The following is an 18,629-nucleotide window of genomic DNA, read 5'->3' on the forward strand; positions in this document are numbered from 1 at the left end:
TGGGCGCCGATGCCTGATCTCGAGATCGCTTGTGACGAATCCGGGTTCTCCGGATCCAATCTGCTCGACCCGGCCGCGCCGGTGATCACCCATGCGTCGGTCGACCTGACGGTTGCGGAGGCGGCTGAGGTTCTCGGTGGTGTTCGGGTGCGGACCGCCAAGGAGTACAAGTCGAACCGCCTCCTCCGCCCCGAGCAGCGGCCGGTGCTCAGGCGGTTCCTGTCCGCGCTCGGTGGGCGGGCACACGTGCATGTCATCGACAAGACGTCGTACGTCGCGGCTCGGGTGCTCGAGCTGTTCACGGGCGAGCCGTCGTACGGCGATGGGACCCGGCTGGGCCGGGATTTCGAGGCGAGCGTCGGCGTACTGCGGTCGCGGACCGAGTTCCTGGACTCGTTTCTGGTGCTGACTCGGACGAAGCGGTTGCGGCTGCTCGATCATGCGGCGATCGACAGGTTCTTCGGGTTGCTGCCGGAGGAGTTGCGGGGGTTGTCACGGCGGAGGGTCGAGGAGACGTTGTTGCGGTTGATCGAGGACGATCCGGCGATTCCGCCGCCGCTGGAACCGCTCGTCCCGGCGCTGGCCGAGACTGCGCTGTTCTGGAGTGCCGGGCAGCGGTCGGTGGGGGTGGTGCACGATGAGCAGAGTGCGCTGACCCCGCATCGGGTCGCCCGGCTGGCCGGGTATCTCGCGACGGCCGTCGTACCGGCTCCGCCGCCGCTCGCCGGGGTTCGGCAGGTTGATTCGCGGCTGGATCCGCGGGTGCAGGTGGCCGATCTGCTGGCCGGGGTGGCGCGGCGCGCGGCCGAGGTCCCGGGGCTGGCGAAAGTTCTTGGCGCAGAATGTCGAGGGCTGATCGGCGGCGCCGACGTCGCGGGTACCCAACCTAGGAGGATGTCGTGAAGTACGTGATCCTGATCCACTCCAACCCGCAGCCGTGGGGGCACCCGACCATCGACTTCACCGAGATCGGCCGCGCGATCCCGGCCGACGAACGGGCCGCGATGGGCAAGGAGTTCGAGGAGATGCTGACCGAGCTCTCGGAGTCCGGTGAACTGCTCTCCGGGCAGGCGCTCGGCCCGGCCGACGGCGCGAAGCTGTACCGGAACAGCAAGGTCGCCACCGACGGGCCGTATGCGGAGGCGAAGGAGCATTTGGCCGGGTTCTTCCTGATCGACGTGGACTCCCAGGAGCGCGCCGAGGCCATCGCTGAGCGCTTCGCCGGCCCCGGCGACACCATCGAGCTCCGCGCAACAATGTGAGGCCGTAATTTAATTCCCGTTCCGGCACCGGGCCGGACGTGACGTACGCCGTACCGCAACGCCGCCGACTCACCTAAAGTGGTCGAACTTACCGAGAGTCAGGAGGCGACGCAGTGACGACTGTCGTCCTGATGGGCCCACCCGGTGCCGGCAAGGGCACCCACGCCGGGATGCTGGCCGGCGAGGTCGCCGTCCCGGCGATCTCCACCGGCGACATCTTCCGGGCACACGTTGCCGCCGGGAGCGAGCTCGGCCGAACCGCGCAGCAGTACGTCGACTCCGGGGCCTATGTCCCGGACGAGGTGACGAACGCGATGGTTCGCGAACGGCTCGCCGAGGAGGACGCCCGCTCCGGCTTCCTGCTGGACGGCTACCCGCGGACTCTCGACCAGGCCGCCGTACTGGACGACTTGCTCGCTGCTCAGGGTCGCGACCTGACCGCAGTCATCGTGCTGCGCGTCGACCGCGAATCGCTCGTGCAGCGCCTGCTGCGCCGAGCCGAGATCCAGGGCCGGTCCGACGATTCCGAGGACGTCATCCGGCGCCGCCTCGAGGTGTACACCGAGCAGACGCTTCCGCTCATCACCCTGTACGGCGGTCGCGGCCTGGTGCACGAGATCGACGGCAACGGTGACATCGACGCCGTCCGCGAACGCATCCTCGAAGTCACCTACACCTTCACCCCCGCCACCTGAACCCTGCCGGAACAACCCATCGGGCAGGTGGGTTGTGATGGGTATGCATGGTGAGTACAAGGTGCCGGGTGGGAAGTTGGTTGTCGCGGATCTGGAAGTGGTCGGGGACCACGTCCGGAGTGCGCAGGTGAGTGGGGACTTCTTCCTCGAGCCGGATGACGCGCTGGAGCGGATCAACGGAGCTCTGGCCGGGTTGCCGGTGGTGACGCCGGCTGCCCAGGTAGCGGCTCGGGTGCGTGGGGTGCTCGGGGACGGCGTCGAGATGGTGGGGTTCTCGCCGGAGGCGGTTGCGGTTGCCGTACGGCGGGCGTTGACGGGCGCGACTGGTTGGCATGATCACGAGTGGCAGTTCGTGCATGACGTGCCGCGGGAGCCGGCGTTGCAGATGGCGCTGGACGAGGTGCTGACCGAGGAGGTGGGGTCGGGGGAGCGGCCGCCGACCTTGCGGGTGTGGGAGTGGGACCGCAATGCGGTGATCATCGGCAGCTTCCAGTCGGTGCGCAACGAGGTCGACCTCGAAGGCGCGGCTCGCAACGACGTGACAGTGGTACGCCGGATCTCTGGCGGCGGCGCGATGTTCGTGGAACCGGGGAACACGATCACGTACTCGCTCTACGTCCCCGAGTCCCTGGTTTCCGGGCTCTCGTTCGTCGAGTCGTATGCGTTCCTCGACGACTGGGTGATCGGTGCGCTCAACGACCTCGGCATCGCGGCGACGTACCAGCCGATCAACGACATCACGTCACCGGCCGGCAAGATCGCCGGCGCCGCGCAGAAGCGGTTCGCGGGCGGCGCCGTACTGCATCACGTCACGATGGCCTACGACATGGACGCGACGAAGATGCTGCAGGTACTGCGGATCGGGCGCGAGAAGCTGTCCGACAAGGGCACCACCAGTGCCAACAAGCGGGTCGACCCGTTGCGCAGCCAGACCGGCCTTGCGCGGACCGAGGTGATCGACCGAATGCTTGCCTCGTTCAACAGTCGCTACGGCCTGCAGCAAGGCGCGATCGACGCGGGCACCGTCGCCCGCGCCGAGGCCTTGGTAGCAACGAAGTTCGGCACCGAGGAGTGGCTCAACCGCGTGCCCTAGCTCCGGCTGAGGTTGTAGAAGACCGCGTTGCCGATCGGGTAACTCTTGACCACCTGGAACTCGCGCAGCGCGGCCGCGACGTCGTCGGTCAGCAGGCGCTCGCCCGAGCCGATCAGGATCGGTGAGACGCCGAGGTCGAGCTCATCGATGAGACCGGCCAGCAGGTACTGGCGAACGGTCGACGCGCCACCGCCGATGATGATGTCCTGGTCACCGGCCGCGTCCTTGGCCCGGTCGAGTACGACGTCGATCGGGTCGCTGGTGAAGTGGAACGTCGTACCGCCTTCCATCGTCACCGACGGACGGTCGTGGTGTGTGAGAACGAAGGTGTCGTGATGGTACGGCGGGTTGTCGCCCCACCAGCCCGTCCAGGACTCGTCCGCCCACGGGCCGCGGTGCGGGCTGAACATGTTGCGGCCCATGATGGTCGCTCCGGCCCGGTCGTGGAACCGCCGCAGCTGGTCGGCTCCGGGGCCACCGCGGCCGCTGTCCCGCTCCTCCATCGCGGATTCGTACCAGGCGTGCAGCCCTTCGGTGTTGTCGCCGAACGGCTCGTCCATCCGCTGGTTCAGCCCGGACGAGAACCCGTCGATGCTGACCGTGAAGTTCGCAACTCGTACCTTGCCCATGACCTGCTCCTTCCGAGGGTTTCTTGCTTACACCCCTCGGTCGGAGCCGTCACGTGCACTTTGACATCAGGTGGAGAAGTTTCCGCGCGGACCTCGGTGGTGATGCCGGCGGCGGTGCATGCTGCTGAAGATCGCCACCCAGAACACGCCCCACAACAGCCAGGGCGCGGTCAGCGTGACAGCCGTGACAACCAGGCCGACCATCAGAAACGGCAACACGAGGAACAGCGGCGACGGCATCGCGAACTGTTGTGGGTGACGCCCGCGCGCCACCTGCAGCTCACCCGAGACCGGAAGGTCTTCGAAGAGCGGCTCCAGCTCATCGGCGTACCGGGCCCGGGTCGCAGTCTCGCTGCGTTCCTCGAACTCGTCCTGGGTCAGCCGGCCGGCCACGAAGTGCTCACCGAGCAACTCCACCGCGCGATCCCGCTCCGAATCCCCGATCCGGACCGCGCGGCGTGCGGCCCGGCTACCGCGGTCGTCCCGATCCTGCCGCACCGATCGCAGCGGCCGGTTCCGCGCGGCTGCGTCGTACCACTCAGGGCCTTGCCATTGGGGCGTGCTCATCGCTCGTCGTCCGCCGGCCGGTCGTCGGCGAGGATGCCGTAGAGCTTCCGGCGCAACTCGGCCACCGCGTCCTTGGCCTGAGCCTGCTGCTCCGGCGTGCCGGTGGAGACGATCTGCCACATCGCGGCGGCGACCTGACCGAGCATCGGCTTCAGGCCGTTGTCGTCGGACTCCGTGGGCGCGCTCATCGCCTCCCAAGGCGCTGCGACCTCGTCGGCGTGCTCGGCGACGTACGCCCGGCCCTCGTCGGTCAGGGTGAACGTCCGCCGTCCGGTCTCGGCGTCGGCCGTCACCAGGCCCTCGTCCTCGAGCTGCTGCAGGGTCGGGTAGATCGAGCCGGGGCTCGGCTTCCACGCGCCGCCGCTGCGCTCGGCGATCTCCTGGATGATCTGGTAGCCGTTCATCGGCTGCTCAGCCAGTACGGCGAGGATCGCGGCCCGCACGTCGCCCCGCCGGGCCTTCGGTCCGCGCGGACCCGCTCCCCACGGCGGCGGCCCGAACTGCGGTCCGCCGAACATGGCCCACGGTCCACCGCCGAACCCCTGATGCCCGCGGTGCCCGCGCCGGCCGCCCATCGCGGTGTGCAGGTCGCGTTTGAGATTCTCGAAGAAGTCGTCACAGTTGCGCTCCGCGCGGGCCCAGGGCCAGCCGGCCGCGTACGCCGATCCCGTCATTCCGATCCACCATCCTTCAGGCTCCGATACTTCGACGATATATCGCGAACGATCGGTACCCAACCCCTCGGAGGGATGAAAAACACCCACCGAACCCCTAGGGGTTGGGTGGGTGCTCAGCAGGGCAGGTGCGCTCAGGTGTTCATCTTGAGGTTCGCGGCCGTGGCGATCAGGACGACGTTGCCGTTTTCGACCGCGACCTCCTTGAGGGTGGCGTCGTACGGCAGCTTCGGCAGGGAGATCCCGCGGGCGAGCCGGGCCTTGAGCAGGTCGCGGGCGGCCGCCGGCACGTTGCTGGAGATCTCGTCGACGGCCAGGGCGACCCGGCCGTTCTTCGCGGTCGGGGTGACGGCGACGTCGATGTCGAAGGTGCCCAACGTCAGCTTGGCCCGCAGTTTGCCCTCGACGGCCTCCATCTTCAGCCCGCCGAGCCCGGTGCCGCGGGCGGCGAGCTTCGCGACCTCGGCCGGCGACAGTGCCAGCCGGATGTCGGTGTTGTCGACGGTGACCGACGCGCCGTTGCCGCCGGTGATCACGGCCCGCGGGACGTGGACGCCGGTCATCTTCACCTTGAGGTTCTCACCCGGCACCTCGGAGAACGTCGGTTTCGTCATCGTCATCGTCACCGACGAGAACTCCTCCTTCGCCACCTGCGGAAGGAACCCGAATCCGCCGATCTGGACGGAGGTGTCCTGAGCGGTCAGGTCGTAGCGCGCCGCCTGCTGCTCGGCCATCGAGGCCAGCCGGTTCTCGGCAGCCCAGGCCGCGGCCCGGTCGGCCGCAACCGCGAGCACCGCAAGCACGATCAGCGTGACCACCAGCCGCCGCACCCAGCGACGTGGTTTCCTCGAACTCATCCCAGCCCTTCCGGCTTCGGTATCCCCGTCGAACCCGCACAGCTTAGGGTGTGCCTCCAACTACTGACGCCCGGTAGAGCGATTCAGTTCGATCATCTCCTGGACGGCGTCCGTCACGGAGACCGGTTCGATGCCGAAGGCAACCATTGCTGGAGTGCTGTCGACGGTGAACGGACGGCGCCATTGGTACTGCGTCTCGACCGATGCGCGGGCGGTCGGGTCGAAGAGCGCGCCCAGCCGCAGCACGAACGAGGGCATCGACGAGATCCGGGCGGGCGCCGTACCGGCGAGCTCTGCGGTCAGGGTCGCGAGTGCGCGCAGTGACAGCGGTTCCGGGCTCGGCACGTGCCAGGCGCGACCCCATTTGGTGTCGTCGTCGGCGACTGCAAGCAGCGTCCGCGCGACGTCGCCGACGTACGTCCAGCTGTGCGGTACGTCGAGATCGGCGGGGATCGAAGCCGCCTTACCTGCAAGGAGTTTGGGCAGCACTAGCACGCTGTACGGCGAGATCGCGCCCGCCCCGAGATAGTCCGAACCGCGGACCTCGGCGGTCCGGATCCGGCCCGCCTCGTGTGCCTTGAGTGCCTCGGTCCACACCTGTGCGCGGACCTCACCCTTGACGGAGTTCGGTCGCAACGGCAGGTCCTCGCGGATCGGGCCGTCGACTTCGCCGTACGCATAGAGGTTTCCGGTTGTCACCAGCACTGCCTTGCTGAGCTCGGCCGCCCGTACGAGCCCTGCGCCCAGCGGCGGCCAGTCAGTGGCCCACTGGTGGTACGCCGGTCCTGCGCACGAGTAGATCGCCGCAGCGCCCTCGGCGATTCGCCCCAGCTCGTCGCCGTTCGTTGCATCGGCCGCTACACCCTCGATGCCGTCCGGTGCGCCACCCCGCCTACTGATGAGCTTCACACGATCTCCGCGCTGCACCAGCAACCGCGCTACCGCCGTACCGACAGGACCCCGCCCCACAACCACCTGTAACGCCATGGCTCCAACCTACTGTGCGCCGTTGTGGAGGGGCTGATCACTGTGCGTCAATTGACCTCCGCCTGCTGTGAGGATCGTCATGGACAGCTTGATTCTGCAGACCGTCATCGGACTCGTCTTCACCTTCGCGGCCTTCTCGGTGCTGGTCTCCGTGCTGACCGAGGCGGTCGCGCGCTACATCGGGCTGCGCGGTGAGTACCTGCTGCGGGGCATCCGGTCGCTGGTCGACGGCAAGAGCGATTTCGCGCTGCGGTTGCCGGATCTGGTTCGCCGTACGTCGCGAGCGCCCGAGCTCAAGCCAGGTGAGCCGGTGCAGCCGATGGTGACGCGGATCGTCGAGCAGCCGATGGTCTCGCGGTCGGCCGACAAGGGGGCGGCGCCGGCGAACGCGGGGAACGCCAAGCTGAGTGTCAAGGATCGACGGAGTCTCCCGTCGTACGTCTCGGGTCGTTCGTTCGCACGCGCGTTGGTCGGGGTGCTCGTCCCGGACTCCACCGGCGCAACGACGATCACCGAGGTGCGGGCGAAGGTTGATGCACTCGAGGCCTCGAACCCTTTGAAACAACCGCTGCTCAGTCTGCTCGCGGAGGCGGGGGAGGACGTCGCGAAGTTCCGTGCCGGCATCGAGGAGTGGTACGACGACCACATGGCACGCGTCTCTGGCTGGTACAAGCGGCACGTGCGGTGGATCTCGCTGGCCCTCGCGTCGATCGTTGTCGTCGCCTTCAACGTCAATGTCGTCGAGCTGACCCGCTCCCTCTACACCGACGAGGCGCTGCGCGGCGCTGTCGTCGCCCAAGCCACCGTCAGCTCCAACTGTGCAGGTACGCCGGCGGAGTGTCTGGACGACCTGCGTCAGCAGATCCGGGACGTCCGTGCGTCTGGTCTGCCGATCGGGTGGGGTGTCACTGCGACCTGTTCGTTGCCGGACGCCTCGTGCAACTGGTTCGAGCGCCACGGCATGGGGAGCGCGGGCGCAGTTCTACTCACACTGCTGGGTTGGCTGCTGATGGCTCTCGCCACTCTGCCGGGTGCCCGCTTCTGGTTCGACGCGCTGTCTCGGCTGGGCACGCTGCGCTCCAGCGGCCCGAAACCCCGTGCGAGCTAAGCCTTACGGCAGTGCGCGGCGCAGCCGGAGCTCGTCACGAATCGCGGGGGGCACCGGCAGCCCGTAGCGCTCCAGGGCCTCCTCGTAGGCGACCAGCGCGGTCATGAGTCGATCCCCGTTGCTGCGGAGGCCGCCACCCGGCGGCCGCGCGCCACGGCCTAGCCGCTCAGCCACGCGCGCCGACACGACAGCGGCGTACAGGTGGGAAAGGTCGTGGTCAGCGTTCGACCGACGGCAGACATCGCCCAGATCAGCGCCGCGCAGGTCACTCACCGTTCGCTGCCTCGATCCCGGAGAGGATGAACTGCGCGGGTACGTCGTTGTCGTCCGCACTGGCCTGGACCATCGCCTGCTCGGCGACGTCCTCCGGCGTACCGGGCGGGATGGTCAGCAGATCGAGCCGCCAGCCGTAGGAGTCGCGCATGGCGATCAGCAGGTTCAGCGGCTGGGTCGTGAAGTACCCCACCGTGACGACGCGCCCGTTCACCGTCAGCCGCGCCGGGTGCGCACTCCAGGACGGCCGGTGCAGCAGCAATCGTGTGACGATGCCATCGCCCAGCTCGTCCAGCGCCATGATCAGCCCCGGCAGCTCCGTCACCGGATCGTCCGACCGCGGCCACCAGGCGCCGTGCAGCGGCAACTCACGGTTCGCCGCGTCGCGCAGGCGCACTCGCGGTGTTGTCGGCTCCTGCTCGAAACCCGCCACTCTCGACATCGACTGAAACCCGCTCACGACGTGGACCTGGACTCGAACCGAACCTTCATGGCGCATCCCTCGGGGTGGCCGGAACAACCGGCACCGCAAGGTGGATGTCGTCGACTCCGGATACCCCCACCTTACGCCCTAGCCACCACCCGCACTCCCGGCCCGCGTGCCTGCATCAAGCCACAGCCGAAGGCCTTCTTTCCGGACTAGGCCGGTGACCCGTTCGCTTCCTAGGGTCGTGCGAAACGACAAGGAGGCTCCATGCAGAAGAGAAAACTGGCGATCGCGCTGGCCGGCGTCGCCGCAACAGCCGCGCTGGTCAGCACGCCCGTGCAGGCCGTCGCAGCCCCCGCACCTGCCCCTGCGACGGTGGCCGGTGACTACTACTTCACCGGCGAGTACTTCACCTATATCAACGACTGCAGGGCCGTCGGCGCAGAGCGAGTCAGGCTTGGCTGGATCGCAGCCTACGCCTGCCTCAACGGCTCCCCCGCACCGTGGGACGACTACGAACTCTGGGTCCGCGACAACTGAAATCACCAGAGCTCCGGACCTCGCCATGAGGTCCGGAGCTCTGTCCTGCAGCCGGTCAGTCCGGGCGGCCCTTGAGGCGGCGGTTGAGGGCGCGTTCGGTTTCGCGGGTTGCTTCGCGTTCGGCGAGGGCGTGGCGTTTGTCCCAGGTCTTCTTGCCGCGGGCCAGGGCGATCTCGACCTTTGCGCGACCGTCCTTGAAGTACAGCTTCACCGGGACGATGGTCAGGCCGCTCTCGTTCACCTTGCGCTCGATCTTGTCGATCTGGGCGCGGTGCAGCAGCAGCTTCCGCTTACGGCGCGAACCACCCTCGAACCAGCGTGCCTGCGAGTACTGCGGGATGTGGACGCCGTGCAGCCAGATCTCGCTGTCCTCGACCTGCGCGAAGCCGCCGACCAGCGATGCCCGGCCGGCCCGGAGACCCTTCACCTCCATACCCTGGAGCACGATCCCGGCCTCCCAGGACTCACCCAGCTCGTACTCGTGGGCAGCCTTGCGGTTGCGCGCGATCACGGGATCGGTCTCCGGCTTCTTCACCCGGCGATTGTCCCCTGATTCGGGCTTTGGAGCCTCTTGTTACGCTGGGTGATTCCCTCCTAGCCAACAATGACTGAAGGGTTCTCCCTCATGGGCATCTTCGACTCCCTCAAGGACAAGGCCACCGAGCTCCTCTCGGGCGCGACCGACAAGGTCACCGAGGCCACCGGTATCGACCTGTCCGGTGCCACCGACAAGATCGCCGAAACCACGGGTGTGGATGTCGGCGGCGTCGCCGACCAGGCCACCCAGGCCACCGAGGGTCTGGCCGACCAGGCCCAGGGCCACGCGGAAGCAGCCCAGGACCAGGCCAACGCGTTCGGCGACCAGGTCACCGGCGCCACCGGCATCGACCTTCCCACCGAAGGTCTGACCGACCAGGCGACCGACAAGTTCGGCGAAGCCACCGGCCGCTGACTCTCTTGGCATCGGCTCCCGCGCACACGTGGGGGCCGATGCATCAGGAGCCGAGTCAATGCTGAAGATCCGGGGAATCTCCTACCTGATCGGCGAGGACGGCGATGACGTACGCCGAGATCTCGAGATCATCGCCCGGGAGCTGCACTGCACCACAGTGATGCTGATCGGTGCGGACGGAGAGCAGCTGATCAGCGCCGCCCGCACTGCACTCGCTATCGGCCTCGGTGTCTACCTCCGGCCCAACGTCCCCGAGATGCCGCAGTCGCAACTGCTGGAGCACCTGGACGACATCGCGGCCGCAGCCGAAGAACTTCGTCAAGCACATCCTGACCAGGTGACGCTCTTCGTCGGCAGCGAGTTCTCCCACACCGCGCCCGGCATCGTTCCCGGCCCTCGCTCGTTCCTGCGCTTGAAGCTCATTCTGCGTTTCCACCGCGTTCTGCAGCGGAGGATCGATCGACGGCTCCACAAGCTGCTCAGCGCCGCGGCGGCTATTGCCCGGCGGCGCTTCCACGGCCCTGTCACCTACTCCGCGGCCGGGTGGGAGAACGTCGACTGGTCCCCGTTCGACCTCGTCGGCGTCAGCCTGTACCGCGGCCGCCGCAACCACACCACGTACCTGGACCGCGTCCGGACCCTGGTGCGCGACAACGACAAGCCCGTCGTCATCACCGAGTTCGGCTGCGGCGCCTTCACCGGCGCCGACCTCCGCGGCGCCGGCTCCTTCCAGATCGTCAACTGGTTCGCCGAGTCCCCACGCATCCGGGGCGACCATCCTCGCGACGAGGCCGTGCAGGCCCGTTACCTGGGCGAACTCATCGAGCTGTACGACGCGGAAGGTGTGCACGGATGTTTCGTCTTCACCTACGCCATGCCCGATTTCCCGCACCGCGATACCCCTCAGCTCGACCTCGACAAGGCCGGTTTCGGCGTCATCGCGGTGACCGAGGACGGCGTACAACGACCTAAGCAGGCATTCGATGAGGTCGCGCGCCGCTACGGCGCCATCGCCGCGAAGCGGCCCTGACTCGCATCGCTGCCGATCGTTACGGTGTGGAGAACAGGCCGAGTCCCGGAGGCGTGCGGTCGCCGTTGGTGACCCGTAGGAACTCCAGCTTTTCGGCATCAGGGGAACCCGCGGCCACTGTGTAGACGACGAGGCGGATGTCGCAGCCTGGGACGGTGAGCACGTCGCAGTCGCAGATCACCTCACCCACCTGAGGGTGTACGACGGTCTTGCGGGCCGAGACGTGCGGGCCGACCGAGCCCTCGTCCCACAGGCGCGCGAACTCCGCGCTGGTGGACCGCAGCTCCTCGACGAGGTTGGTCAGGCCGCGGTCGCGGGAGTAGTCGATGAGAGCTGTGCGCAGGTCGGCGACGAGGGCGGGTTTCAGAGCATCGCCGTCCTGGAGTACCGGCCAGGACGCGAGCCCGCTGGGCCCAGTGGCGAAGACCGCCCGTGCCAGGTTGCGCTCGTCAAGTGTCCGTGCGCTGGGGTCGCCCATCAGGACTGACCATGCGGGGGTCCAGGACAGCAAGGTCCAGTCGGCACTGAACACACCCACCGGAAACTCCCCGAGGCGGGCCAGCATCCGTTGGACCCCGGCCGGAACATGCGTGGAGATCGTCCCCTCCTGGGGAGGTAGGAGGCCGGCCAGCCGGTAGGCGTGATCACGTTCCAGGGACTGCAGTTGCAGTGCCCTGGTCAGGCTCGCGACGACCTGTGCCGAAGGGTTTTTGGCGCGTCCCTGTTCCAGGCGGACCACGTAGTCGACCGACAGCCCGGCGAGTTCGGCCAGTTCCTCGCGGCGTAGCCCCACCGCACGTCGTCCGGGCCGTGAGGTCAGTCCGACGTCGGTGGGAGATAGGCGGTCGCGCCAGCGGTGCAGTGCCGTGCCCAGCGTCTCGTCCACTCCGCCATTGTGTCCGCCGGTGCGTCATCGTGCCTGGTACTGGCCGTCCTACCGTCACGGAGAGCACTGGCTGGCTGATCACCACAGGCCGAGAGTGGACGCATGACGACCACATTCATCACCGGAGCCAACAGGTCCCTCGGGTACGAGACCGCCCGCCGCTTGATCGAGGCCGGTTACACCGTCCTCATCGGTGCTCGTGACCCGGAGCGCGGCCAGGCGGCCGCCGACGCGCTCGGGGCCGGTTTCGTCCAGATCGACGTGACCGACGACGCCTCGGTGGCGGCCGCCGCCGCCCAGGTCGAGGCTCACCAGGGCGGTATCGACATCCTGATCAACAACGCAGGTATTTTGGGGACGCACAACCCCGCCGACCAGATCACAGCCGCTGATGCCAGCGAGGTCTTCGACGTCAATGTCGTGGGGATCGTCCGGGTCACCCGCGCGTTCCTGCCGCTGCTGCGCAAGTCCGCGCACCCGGTCATCGTCAATGTGTCGAGCGGCATGGGGTCGTTCGCGGCCACCCACGCCCCCGAGCGCGTCGAGGCGAAGATCCTCGCGCCGCTCTACACGGCGTCGAAGGCCGCGGTGACCATGCTCACCACGCAGTACGCGAAGTCCTGGCCGGAGGTGAAAGTGAACGCCGCCGACCCGGGCTACACAGCGACCGACTTCAACGGTCACAGCGGACCGCAGACCGTGACCGAGGGGACCGACGCAATAGTCGAACTCGCCACCATCGGCCCGGACGGGCCGACCGGAACCTTCCGCGACCGGCACGGTGAGGTGGCCTGGTGATCCACACCCGTGTCGGCCCGCTCTACGGCAAGCGGGCCGACACGGTCTCGGGCTAGCAGGCAGGCAGAGCCCTGGGCGAGATGTCGACCACGCGCCGGGTGGTGTGTTTGCTGCTCCCGACCCAGGTCGTGAATGACGTGCCGTCGTACGAGCCGGCGTAGATGCTGAACTGGTTGACGAGCCGGCTGGGCCCGATCTTCTCTCCGTCGATCGGGTAGCCCTTGTCCGACATGTAGTAGGCCCAGTCGGCCCACTTGCTGGTGTCGTTCCACACGGAGACGCGGAAGTTCTTCGACGGCAGCTCGCACATGTACAGCGTGATTCCACCGGCCCAGGCCATCGCCCTGCCGTAGGTCCGCAGCTTCCGCCAGGTCTGGGGCCCGACCTTGCCGTCGACGCCGATCCGGGCGTCGGCCTGGAAGGCCCGGACCCGCGAGCGCGTCGCCGACCCGTACACACCGTCCACGCCGATGCCACCCAGATTCCTCTGGAGCTGCGTCACGCAGGCGCCACGGCTGCCGTAGGCCAAGTAGGTGCTGGAGCAGCTCGCAGCCGCTGTTGCCGCAGCCTCGGCTGCCGCAGCGGGAGCGGCCTGCGCGGTGGGAGCAGCCGGGGCCGCCTGGCTGCTCGGGCTGATGACGTCCGCACCAGCCGCCGCGGCGAGGCCGCACACCAGGCTGCCCGCCAGTGCTGCGGCGACGATCACGCCACGGGTGCGCGGTCGACGCAGGATGTTCCTCATGTGGTTCAAGTTCCTCTCTTGGGGGCCGTGTCGCGACAGTACGAGTTGTCGCTCACATGTCTCTGCCCGTACCGCACCCGTACCGCGAGGCGGCGGATCGACGACGCCGGCCAGGTCCGACGCCGGTCCCGACACCCGTAGTCGTGACCGTCTTTTCGTCATTCAGCCTGGCGGCAGGCTCACGCCCAGTTGGAGTTGCACACCAAGACAGTCCGGGTGGTGCCCGCGCGCACCGAGAGGTACGCCGTCTTCGGGGCGATCCGGCCGTTCGCGAGCCGCTTCACGATGTAGATTCCGCCTCGGCCCTGGAAGTAGTAGGTGCCGATCGTGTCACGGGCGCCGGCCCGGACGCCGGGGCCCTCGATGGTCACCGACACACCTCCCACCTTCCCGCAGTTGAAAACCAGCTTGAGGTAGGCCTTGTTCTGCACGGCCGCCGCCGCGGGAGCAGTGTTCCCGACGGTGGGGACGAGCGCCCCCATGACGAGCGCGGCAGCGAGCAGGGTGGCACGAACGACGCGGAACATCCTGAATTTTCCTCTCAGAGGGGGGCTACTGCACTGCACCGTAGAACCCACCCGGCACACGCCGCTGCCCGTACTCCGCCCGTACTCCCACTCGTCGGGAAACCGTGATGTGTTTCGGCGCCGTTTGGTTGTCCACAGGTCAGCGTCAGGGCTGCCTGGGACGGTCGGCCTGGCTGCGCTAGGATCGTCGCGCCAATGAGCCCCCGTAGCTCAGGGGATAGAGCAATGGTTTCCTAAACCATGTGCCGCAGGTTCGAATCCTGCCGGGGGCACCCAACCGATGTCCTTCAGCTCGGCCGTTGCTCGGCTCGATCGCGGGTCAGCCGGTGAGGGCTCGGACGCCTAGGTGGCCGGTGATGGAGGCGTAGCGCTCGGCGTAGAGGGTGGTGCAGCGGGAGGAGGCGCAGCCGGCGCCGGCGAAGGTGATGCCGCGGATGGTGGCGGTGCCGGAGCTGGGGCGGCTGTAGACGGGGCCGCCGGAGTCGCCGCCGATGATGGCGATCTGGCCGCCGCGGGTGGCGCGGATGACGTAGGTGGTGCAGCCGTCGACATCGCAGTACTTGGCTGAGGTGGAGCGGACGGTGAGGCCGCAGAGCGAGGTGCTGAAGCTGCCGGACTGGCAGACGACGGTGCCTACGCCCGGGTCGGCGCCGCCGGTGACGGTGCGTTTGGAGGCGGAGTCCCCGGGGCCGTCGGTCCAGATCCGCGGGCCGTAACTGCTGCCGGTGAGCAACGATTGGTCGTAGTCGGGGTAGTTGGTGCGGACCGAGGTGGTGCCGTAGAAGTGCGGGCCGGACTTCCAGGTGGTGCCGACACCGCCGCAGTGGCCCGCGGTCACGGAGCCGCGCTTGCCGTCGGAACGGCGGACGACGGAGAAGCCGGCCGAGCAGTTCTTCGAGCTGGACGAGATGCGGGCGCCACCCCAGTGGCCGCCCTTCGGGGTGTCACTCAGCCGGGAGGTGCGCTCGAGACCACCCGCAATCGCCTGTACGCCGGTCAGTCCGCGCAGGCCCGCAATGGAGTCGGCGGAGGTGCTGGCCTCGTCGTACTCGACCTGGATGTTCTCGGTGACCGGGTCGAGGTCGGCTCCGAAGGTGGTGCGCTTCGCGTCGCCGGACCAGGCGCGGGCGCCGACCGTGTTCCACGCGTCGGCGATGGACTTGGCCGACCGGCAGCTGCGCTCGAGGCCGACCATCTGCTTGCCGGCGGCCGGCATGTTCTTGGCGAGGGCTGCCTGGTACTTCTTCTCGTTCAGGACTGCTGAGTCGACCACGACCTTGTAGCCGGTCGTCGCCGTACCGATCACGCCGATCACGCCCTGGCTCAGCCCGTACGGCAGCCCGGACTTCGGTCGGCCGGTCGCGTCGAGCGGCTCCAGTGAGCGGACGGCGATCCCGATGCCTTCGCCCATGGTCTCGCCGAGCGGGCGTGGATCCTTGGTCGACGTCGGCTGCGACAGCCGCTTCGCCGCGGCGGCGCTCACACTCGGGCCGCCGTGGGAACAGGTTGCTGCGGTGGTAGTGGCAGCAGCCTGTGGCCGCCCGGCTGCAGTGGGGGTGAGGCCGACTGCGAGGAGTGAGACGGAGCCAAGGGCCAGCAGAGGGACGGTGGCTGAGAGTCGCACAGGGCTCCTTCATCGGTGGACGACCTCGGTCAATCGTCCGCGCAGAGACTCCGCTCAGTCAATAGGTGATCACCGTCAGCAAGCAAATTTGACTACCGTGCGCGAGCGTATCTCGCAAGCTCCTGTCCGTTCGCGGCAGCGAACGTGAGCGTGTCCTCGGTGACGGCGATCCGCTTGGCGGACTGCAGGACACCGGTGTGCGGAACGTTCTCGCAGCCGATCAGGTGCTGCGGACCGATCTTCGCGGCGAACTCACCGCGCTGACCGATGGTGAACGTGCCCTGCAGCGAGTTGCAGCCGTCCGAACCGGACCAGGTGCCGTCGGCCTTGAAGACGAGGACCGGGTCCTCCGGCCGGGCCGACTTCAGCGCCTTCGTGCCGGCGATCTGGGTTGCGCGCCAGGTGCCGGCCACGGTCTTGGCCGAGAGCGGCTGGACCGCAGTCGTCGTCGTGGCTGTGCTCTGGGGGGCTCCGCCGGCGGCAACCGGTGGCTGCTCCGGTGTGTTGCCGCCGGTGAGAGCAAAGCCGGTGACGGCGACCGCGGCGACTGCGACCGCGGCCGCACCCGAGACCATCCAGGTACGACGGCGGGCCTGGCGGACTCCGGTCGCGGCGCGGTCGGACAGACCGGTCGCCGGCGGTACGGAGGCCGCGGCGCGGTCCAGCGTCCCGCGCAGCTCATCCTCGAGATTAGTATTGCTCACGACAACCTCTCATCAACACGGTTGGACTGCTTGCCCGTCCTGGATATGGCTAGTCGCAGCGTGGCCAGCCCGCGGCTGGCCGTCGCCCGGACTGAGGACGGTTTGATGCCGAGCAACTCGGCGATCGTGCGGTCGTCCAGGTCCTGGTAGTAGCGCAGTACCAGAACGACCCTCTCCCGGGCCGACAACTCCTGCAGGGCATGCCAGAGGTCGTCGGAATCCACGATGCCGGCGGCGGGATCGGGCACCGTGCGGTGCGGGTCGACGTCGGCCGTCGGCGCCTCGGTGAACGAACGCCTGCGCGTCATCGACAGGTACTCGTTGACCAGGATCCGCCGCACGTAGTGATGCGGGTCGTCGGCCTTGCGCACCTTGCGCCAGGACCGGAACGCCTGCATCAGCGCGATCTGCGCCAGGTCCTCGGCCCGCTGGTAGTCGCCGGAGACGGTGAAACCGAGCCGCACCAGTTCCTGTCCGCGCGCGGACACGTACTCCTCGAACTCCACTCGCCACTCCCCGGCTGGGCGTACAACACCTCACATCTATTAGATGCATCGAGATGCTCAGAGTGCTGCACAGGTGCTGCATTGGTTGCCGCACAGTCTGATCTCACCGTGCCGGCTTGAGGCTGCTTCGGTTGCTGGGTGTCACCGGGCGGTCCAGACCGGGTGAACCGGTCTGGACCGCAGGTGTGACCCGGTCCGGACGGCTTCGGGGGGCGCGTCCGGCGCAGGGTCAGCGCAGGCCGAGCGACTTGATCAGCTCGGGGGTCGCCTGGCGCGGCGCCGGCAGTGCGCCGGGCTTGCCCTGGCCTTCCAGCGAGGTCGCGACCAGGCGGCGGCAGCCGAAGGACTCCACGGTGACGGAGAGCACGCCGCGGTCGTTGTCGGTGAATCGCAGCACCCAGGTCGGTCCGAGTTCCTTGGTGCAGAAACCCGGCTTCTTCGCGACCGGCGGCGCTGCGTTGACCAGCCCGAACAGCTGGGTCGCCTGCGCTGCGGTGCGCTTGGTGGTCACGTTGGCGTAGGTCTGCCCGGTCGCACCCTCGTCGTACTGGCAGATCGTCACGGAGACCGGCTGGAACAGGGACTTGGCCGTCCCGGTTCCCCAGGCCACCTTGTCGGTGGCGGTCTTGACCGCCGCGATCGTGTCGGGGCAGTCCATGCTCGGGGTGCTGCTCGGAGTACTGGGCGTGCTCGGGGTCGGCGTGCTGCTCGTCGGTGTACCGGTGGGCTGGGCGGCGGGCGGAGACGAGGCGTTCTCGGAACCGCAGGCGGCGGTCAACCCGAGTACAGCCACGACAAACGTCGCACCGATCAGGCCCCGTGTCCGTAGTGCGCTCACGACTGGGTCCTTCCGGTTGGCAAGGCCCCCATGATGGTCGACAGGAGTCTCATGGCGGGCGCCAAACCATCACGGCGGCGCGTCGTTCAGGTCACACGCCTCGATCGTGCGGCAACCGATCCCGACCTGTAACGCGCACGCGCTGTACGCCGTTTGCCGACTACGATGCTGTCCCGTGGGCCGCAACGACAACAGAGCCGGTACGGCGCAGCGCGAACGCGACGAGTGGCAGCTCGGCATCGACTGGGCGCGCTGGCTGCTGTCCGGAAACTACCCGCAACCGTTGACCATCTACGGTCTCGTCCTCGAACCGGGTGAGGTCGCGTACGTCAACACACCCGCGCATTACGCCCGCCTGTACCGGGGGAGTGGCCGCTACACGCAGAGCGGTGGCTTCATCATCGGTCACCCGGCACTCGTCGTCGGAGCGTTGGCTGCCAACGCTGCCGTCAATGCGAGCCGTAAGGCGGCAGCAAAGCGCAACACCGAGCTGATGTGGCGAGACCTGCAAGAGGTCCCCACCGTCGCAACGAACTACCGGATCCTCTGTCAGCTGCCGGGTCGCGGCTGGTTGAGCTTCTACTACAACTCGGTGCAGGAGTTCTATCCCGATCCGGTCAACTGGCAGATCACCTTCGGATTCCAGAACGCCGAACCGCTCCAGCTCGGCGGTCTGGCCGTGCCGACCCTGTCCATCCTGACCGCGTGGTGCGTGCTCGGGAGCGACCGCTGGCACGGCGAACCGGGGATCCAGCCGCTGCTCCAGGCCGCCACCGCCCCCCAGATCGACCCGTACGCCGTCCAGGGCGAGGTGGTCGCCGACCAGCCCCGCGAACTCGGCACCGGCGAGCCCCGCGGACTCGGTAACCTGGAACCATGACAAGCCCGTACGAGGACGACGAGCCGGTGC

The 18,629-nt window shown here is 68.1% G+C and carries 25 protein-coding genes and 1 tRNA gene; 11 read left to right on the top strand and 15 right to left on the bottom strand.

Annotated features, from left to right (window positions below; all coding sequences use genetic code 11):
- Positions 1-9: 9 nt before the first annotated feature.
- The 4 genes from ACFCV3_RS18655 to ACFCV3_RS18670 all read left to right on the top strand — a co-directional run bounded on the left by ACFCV3_RS18655 (position 10) and on the right by ACFCV3_RS18670 (position 3,050).
- Entirely contained in the window at positions 10-903 is an 894-nt protein-coding gene (locus ACFCV3_RS18655) for a hypothetical protein (protein ID WP_376031291.1), read from the top strand.
- Positions 900-1,262, top strand: a complete 363-nt coding sequence (locus ACFCV3_RS18660; protein ID WP_376031293.1) for a YciI family protein — start codon at positions 900-902, stop codon at positions 1,260-1,262. The genes ACFCV3_RS18655 and ACFCV3_RS18660 overlap by 4 nt, the downstream gene beginning before the upstream one ends.
- A gap of 113 nt (positions 1,263-1,375) precedes the next feature.
- Positions 1,376-1,957, top strand: a complete 582-nt coding sequence (locus ACFCV3_RS18665; RefSeq protein WP_376031295.1) for an adenylate kinase — start codon at positions 1,376-1,378, stop codon at positions 1,955-1,957.
- A 37-nt stretch (positions 1,958-1,994) separates the two neighbouring features.
- Entirely contained in the window at positions 1,995-3,050 is a 1,056-nt protein-coding gene (locus ACFCV3_RS18670; protein ID WP_376031296.1) for a biotin/lipoate A/B protein ligase family protein, read from the top strand.
- On the opposite strand, the gene ACFCV3_RS18675 is transcribed toward ACFCV3_RS18670, so the two are convergent.
- From ACFCV3_RS18675 to ACFCV3_RS18695, 5 genes are all read right to left on the bottom strand, one after another.
- Entirely contained in the window at positions 3,047-3,679 is a 633-nt protein-coding gene (locus ACFCV3_RS18675; protein WP_376031298.1) for a dihydrofolate reductase family protein, read from the bottom strand. The two genes, ACFCV3_RS18670 and ACFCV3_RS18675, sit on opposite strands and share 4 nt — an antisense overlap.
- 66 nt (positions 3,680-3,745) lie before the next feature.
- On the bottom strand, positions 3,746-4,246 hold the full coding sequence (locus ACFCV3_RS18680) for a DUF1707 domain-containing protein (protein WP_376031300.1): 501 nt from the start codon (positions 4,244-4,246) through the stop codon (positions 3,746-3,748).
- On the bottom strand, positions 4,243-4,920 hold the full coding sequence (locus ACFCV3_RS18685) for a PadR family transcriptional regulator (protein ID WP_376031302.1): 678 nt from the start codon (positions 4,918-4,920) through the stop codon (positions 4,243-4,245). Before ACFCV3_RS18685 ends, ACFCV3_RS18680 begins: the two co-directional genes overlap by 4 nt.
- A gap of 134 nt (positions 4,921-5,054) precedes the next feature.
- The gene (locus ACFCV3_RS18690) at positions 5,055-5,777 is read right to left on the bottom strand and encodes a DUF2993 domain-containing protein (protein ID WP_376031304.1); all 723 of its coding nucleotides are present in this window, start codon (positions 5,775-5,777) and stop codon (positions 5,055-5,057) included.
- A gap of 60 nt (positions 5,778-5,837) precedes the next feature.
- Positions 5,838-6,764 carry an NAD-dependent epimerase/dehydratase family protein gene (locus ACFCV3_RS18695; protein ID WP_376031306.1) on the bottom strand — a complete coding sequence of 309 codons (927 nt, stop codon included), beginning with the start codon at positions 6,762-6,764 and terminating at the stop codon, positions 5,838-5,840.
- A 79-nt stretch (positions 6,765-6,843) separates the two neighbouring features.
- Between ACFCV3_RS18695 and ACFCV3_RS18700 the strand changes: the two genes are divergently transcribed.
- Positions 6,844-7,872: a hypothetical protein gene (locus ACFCV3_RS18700; RefSeq protein WP_376031307.1), complete on the top strand. Its 1,029-nt coding sequence runs from the start codon at positions 6,844-6,846 to the stop codon at positions 7,870-7,872.
- Positions 7,873-7,875: 3 nt separating this feature from the next.
- Here the strand turns inward: ACFCV3_RS18700 and ACFCV3_RS18705 are convergent, their stop codons facing one another.
- Positions 7,876-8,145 carry a hypothetical protein gene (locus ACFCV3_RS18705; RefSeq protein ID WP_376031309.1) on the bottom strand — a complete coding sequence of 90 codons (270 nt, stop codon included), beginning with the start codon at positions 8,143-8,145 and terminating at the stop codon, positions 7,876-7,878.
- A complete protein-coding gene (locus ACFCV3_RS18710; RefSeq protein WP_376031311.1) occupies positions 8,138-8,587 on the bottom strand; it encodes a DUF5994 family protein in 450 nt (149 codons plus the stop codon). Before ACFCV3_RS18710 ends, ACFCV3_RS18705 begins: the two co-directional genes overlap by 8 nt.
- Positions 8,588-8,839: 252 nt before the next feature.
- Between ACFCV3_RS18710 and ACFCV3_RS18715 the strand changes: the two genes are divergently transcribed.
- Positions 8,840-9,112, top strand: coding sequence for a hypothetical protein (locus ACFCV3_RS18715; protein WP_376031313.1), 273 nt, complete (start codon positions 8,840-8,842; stop codon positions 9,110-9,112).
- A 55-nt stretch (positions 9,113-9,167) separates the two neighbouring features.
- On the opposite strand, the gene smpB is transcribed toward ACFCV3_RS18715, so the two are convergent.
- Entirely contained in the window at positions 9,168-9,647 is a 480-nt protein-coding gene (smpB, locus tag ACFCV3_RS18720; protein WP_376031315.1) for an SsrA-binding protein SmpB, read from the bottom strand.
- Positions 9,648-9,737: 90 nt separating this feature from the next.
- Between smpB and ACFCV3_RS18725 the strand changes: the two genes are divergently transcribed.
- Positions 9,738-10,064, top strand: coding sequence for a hypothetical protein (locus ACFCV3_RS18725; protein WP_376031317.1), 327 nt, complete (start codon positions 9,738-9,740; stop codon positions 10,062-10,064).
- Positions 10,065-10,122: 58 nt separating this feature from the next.
- Complete coding sequence (locus ACFCV3_RS18730) at positions 10,123-11,094, top strand: hypothetical protein (protein ID WP_376031319.1); 972 nt, start codon at positions 10,123-10,125, stop codon at positions 11,092-11,094.
- Positions 11,095-11,113: 19 nt separating this feature from the next.
- Here ACFCV3_RS18730 and ACFCV3_RS18735 read toward each other — a convergent pair whose 3' ends face one another.
- A complete protein-coding gene (locus tag ACFCV3_RS18735; RefSeq protein WP_376031320.1) occupies positions 11,114-11,980 on the bottom strand; it encodes a helix-turn-helix transcriptional regulator in 867 nt (288 codons plus the stop codon).
- 102 nt (positions 11,981-12,082) lie between these two features.
- On the opposite strand from ACFCV3_RS18735, the gene ACFCV3_RS18740 reads away from it, so the two are divergent.
- Positions 12,083-12,778: an SDR family NAD(P)-dependent oxidoreductase gene (locus ACFCV3_RS18740; RefSeq protein WP_376031322.1), complete on the top strand. Its 696-nt coding sequence runs from the start codon at positions 12,083-12,085 to the stop codon at positions 12,776-12,778.
- Positions 12,779-12,830: 52 nt separating this feature from the next.
- Here the strand turns inward: ACFCV3_RS18740 and ACFCV3_RS18745 are convergent, their stop codons facing one another.
- Complete coding sequence (locus ACFCV3_RS18745; protein ID WP_376031324.1) at positions 12,831-13,520, bottom strand: peptidoglycan-binding protein; 690 nt, start codon at positions 13,518-13,520, stop codon at positions 12,831-12,833.
- A 179-nt stretch (positions 13,521-13,699) separates the two neighbouring features.
- Positions 13,700-14,047: a hypothetical protein gene (locus ACFCV3_RS18750; RefSeq protein WP_376031326.1), complete on the bottom strand. Its 348-nt coding sequence runs from the start codon at positions 14,045-14,047 to the stop codon at positions 13,700-13,702.
- 199 nt (positions 14,048-14,246) lie between these two features.
- On the opposite strand from ACFCV3_RS18750, the gene ACFCV3_RS18755 reads away from it, so the two are divergent.
- Positions 14,247-14,319: transfer RNA gene (locus ACFCV3_RS18755), tRNA-Arg, on the top strand.
- Positions 14,320-14,366: 47 nt separating this feature from the next.
- Here ACFCV3_RS18755 and ACFCV3_RS18760 read toward each other — a convergent pair.
- The 4 genes from ACFCV3_RS18760 to ACFCV3_RS18775 all read right to left on the bottom strand — a co-directional run bounded on the left by ACFCV3_RS18760 (position 14,367) and on the right by ACFCV3_RS18775 (position 17,719).
- Complete coding sequence (locus ACFCV3_RS18760; RefSeq protein WP_376031328.1) at positions 14,367-15,671, bottom strand: S1 family peptidase; 1,305 nt, start codon at positions 15,669-15,671, stop codon at positions 14,367-14,369.
- A 92-nt stretch (positions 15,672-15,763) separates the two neighbouring features.
- Positions 15,764-16,375, bottom strand: coding sequence for an META domain-containing protein (locus tag ACFCV3_RS18765; RefSeq protein ID WP_376031329.1), 612 nt, complete (start codon positions 16,373-16,375; stop codon positions 15,764-15,766).
- Positions 16,372-16,881: a SigE family RNA polymerase sigma factor gene (locus ACFCV3_RS18770; protein ID WP_376031331.1), complete on the bottom strand. Its 510-nt coding sequence runs from the start codon at positions 16,879-16,881 to the stop codon at positions 16,372-16,374. The genes ACFCV3_RS18765 and ACFCV3_RS18770 overlap by 4 nt, the downstream gene beginning before the upstream one ends.
- 229 nt (positions 16,882-17,110) lie before the next feature.
- Complete coding sequence (locus tag ACFCV3_RS18775) at positions 17,111-17,719, bottom strand: hypothetical protein (RefSeq protein ID WP_376031333.1); 609 nt, start codon at positions 17,717-17,719, stop codon at positions 17,111-17,113.
- Positions 17,720-17,894: 175 nt separating this feature from the next.
- Between ACFCV3_RS18775 and ACFCV3_RS18780 the strand changes: the two genes are divergently transcribed.
- Entirely contained in the window at positions 17,895-18,599 is a 705-nt protein-coding gene (locus ACFCV3_RS18780) for a hypothetical protein (protein WP_376031335.1), read from the top strand.
- Positions 18,600-18,629: the final 30 nt, after the last annotated feature.

Source organism: Kribbella sp. NPDC056345 (genome assembly GCF_042262745.1).
GTDB lineage: Bacteria > Actinomycetota > Actinomycetes > Propionibacteriales > Kribbellaceae > Kribbella.